3 protein-coding genes are annotated in these 2,637 nt (G+C 64.5%); 2 read left to right on the top strand and 1 reads right to left on the bottom strand.

What is annotated here, in order from left to right; translation table 11 throughout:
• The coding region (epmB, locus tag ACXWUF_RS21770) for an EF-P beta-lysylation protein EpmB (RefSeq protein WP_458496614.1) at positions 1-902 on the bottom strand (902 nt) is incomplete at its 3' end.
• A gap of 59 nt (positions 903-961) precedes the next feature.
• On the opposite strand from epmB, the gene efp reads away from it, so the two are divergent.
• Together efp and epmA are read left to right on the top strand one after the other, a co-directional pair.
• Entirely contained in the window at positions 962-1,531 is a 570-nt protein-coding gene (gene efp, locus ACXWUF_RS21765) for an elongation factor P (RefSeq protein WP_458496613.1), read from the top strand.
• 156 nt (positions 1,532-1,687) lie between these two features.
• The coding region (gene epmA, locus ACXWUF_RS21760) for an EF-P lysine aminoacylase EpmA (RefSeq protein ID WP_458496612.1) at positions 1,688-2,637 on the top strand (950 nt) is incomplete at its 3' end.

Genomic DNA, 2,637 nt, shown 5'->3' with positions numbered 1-2,637 from the left:
TCCAGCGCCCGCGCCTCGGCCACCTCGAAATGCCCCGTCCCCCGCGCCTTGTCCAGCAAGTGCAGGTAATAAGGCAACACGCCCTGTTCAAACAACGCCTCGCTGAGCCGCGCCAGCGTCGCCGCGTCGTCATTCACGCCCCGCAGCAGCACGGCTTGATTCAGCAAGGTGATGCCGACACCCCGCAACCGCGCCAGCGCGTCCCCCACGGCGGCGTCGAACTCGGCGGGATGGTTGGCGTGGATGACCATTACCGCCCGCAAGCGGCTTCCCGCGAGGCAAGCCACCAGTTCCGGCGTGATCCGGCTCGGCAGGACCACCGGCAAGCGGGTGTGCAGCCGCAGTCGTTCGACCTGGGGAATCGCGGCGATGCCGTCCACCCAACGGGCCAGCCGCTCGTCGTTCAGCACCAGCGGGTCGCCGCCGCTCAGAATCACTTCCCGGATCGACGGATCGGCGGCGATTACATCCAGGGCTTCCCGCTCGCGGCTTTTGCCCAGCCCTTGCGACTCGTAGGGGAACTCCCGCCGGAAGCAGTACCGGCAATGGATGGCGCAAGCGCCCGTGGCGATCAGCAGCACCCGCCCCTGATATTTGTGCAGCACGCCCGGCGCGGCGGCGGCGTGCAAATCGCCCACCGGGTCGGCGACGAAGCCCGGCTGTTCCGCCAATTCCGCCGCGAGCGGCAGCACTTGGCGCAGCAGCGGGTCCGCCGGGTCGCGCTGACGGATGCGGGCGGCGTAAGCGCGGGTGACGCGGAACGGAAAGCTCGCGGCGGCGTGGCGCAGCGCGGGGAAATCGTGCGGGTCCAGCGCCAGGAATTCGAGCAGCGCGGCGGGGTCGGTGAAGGAGTCGGCCAGTTCGGCCTGCCAGCGGGGAAGCATCGCGGGTTTGGTAAGCACAAAGCGCTTCATTATAATGCGCGCTATTTTTTGAGTTCACCTAAGCGAAAGAGGCAAGCATGGCGACAGTCAGCACCAGCGAATTTAAAGGCGGTTTGAAAATCATGTTGGACGGCGACCCCTACAACATGCTGGAAAACGAGTTCGTCAAACCCGGCAAGGGCCAGGCCTTCAACCGGGTCAAGCTGCGCAACCTCAAGACTGGGCGGGTGTTGGAGCGTACCTTCAAATCCGGCGACACCTTTGAGACCGCCGACGTGGCCGATACCGATATGCAGTACCTCTACAACGACGGCGAGAAGTGGCACTTCATGATGGTGGAAACCTTCGAGCAATACGAAGCCGACGCCGCCGCCGTGGCCGACGCCGCCAAGTGGCTGAAGGAACAGGATATCTGCCAAGTGACCCTGTACAACAACTCGCCCATCGGCGTGATTCCGCCCAACTTCGTGGAATTGAAGATCGTCGAGACCGACCCCGGCGTGCGCGGCGACACCTCGGGCGGCGGCGGCAAGCCGGCCACCCTGGAAACCGGCGCGGTGGTGCGGGTGCCGCTGTTCATCCAGACCGACGAAGTCATCAAGGTCGATACCCGCAAGGGCGAGTACGTCTCCCGCGTCGGCAAGTAATCCCGCCTTTCATCCCTTCCCATCGGGAGGGGGTGTCGGGCTAAAGCCCGACCTACAAACAAGCGTAGGTCGGACTTCAGTCCGATTACAGCTTGTAGGTTGGACTTCAGTCCGACACCCGCCCCCTCTAAATTTGATCCAAGCTCAATGTCCGGCATGACAGACCAACCCCCATGGATGCCGACCTGTTCCCCCGCCGCCCTCCACGCCCGCGCCAAACTCCTCGCCGACATCCGCCGCTTCTTCGCCGAGCGTGACGTGCTGGAAGTCGAAACCCCGCTGCTGTGCCGAACCGGCGTCACCGACCCCAACCTGCACGCCTTCACCACCCGCTTCAATCTGCCGGGCGTGGCGCAAGGCCGGGAGTTGTACCTGCAAACCTCGCCCGAATTCGCCATGAAGCGCCTGCTGGCGGCGGGCAGCGGTTCGATTTATCAAATCTGCAAAGCCTTCCGCAACGAGGAATCCGGTCGCCACCACAACCCGGAATTCACCCTGCTGGAATGGTATCGGGTCGGTTTTTCGCTGTTCGACTTGATGGACGAGATCGAGGCGTTATTCGCCGAGGTGTGCCGGGATGCCTTGCCGCTCGCGCCGTCGGAACGCCATGCGTATGCCGAATTATTCCGGCGGCATCTTGGTCTTGATCCGCTGACCGCCAGCCTCGCCGACTTCGCCGAGTGTGCCCGTGCCAGAGATTTCCATGATGCGGAGGGCTTGTGCGGCGGCGACCGCGCCGTTTGGCTGGATGTGCTATTCAGCTATTTCATCCAGCCGCAGTTGGGGCGGGGGCGGGTGGCCTTCGTGTACGACTATCCGGCCTGTCTGCCATCGCTGGCCCGGCAGCGCCCGGACGATCCGCGTGTGGTGGAGCGGGTGGAGGTGTTTCTGGGCGGGCTGGAGTTGGGGAACGGCTTCCACGAACTGGCCGATGCGGACGAGCAGGCGGCGCGTTTCGATGCGGATTTGGCCGAGCGGCGGGGCAGGGGACAGGCGCTCCCGCCCAAGGATGAGCGGTTGTTGGCGGCGTTGCGGGCGGGGCTGCCGGATTGCTCCGGGGTGGCGATTGGCTTGGATCGGCTGTTGATGCTAGTTCTGAGATGTCA

The organism is Methylomagnum sp. (genome assembly GCF_054333355.1).
Note: the sequence above shows the minus strand (reverse complement) of the source record. Positions and strands in the feature narration are given on the sequence as shown.

Excerpts from the sequence above, each read along its gene's own strand:
- efp (WP_458496613.1), top strand. The coding sequence starts at position 962 with ATGGCGACAGTCAGCACCAGCGAATTTAAAGGCGGTTTGAAAATCATG.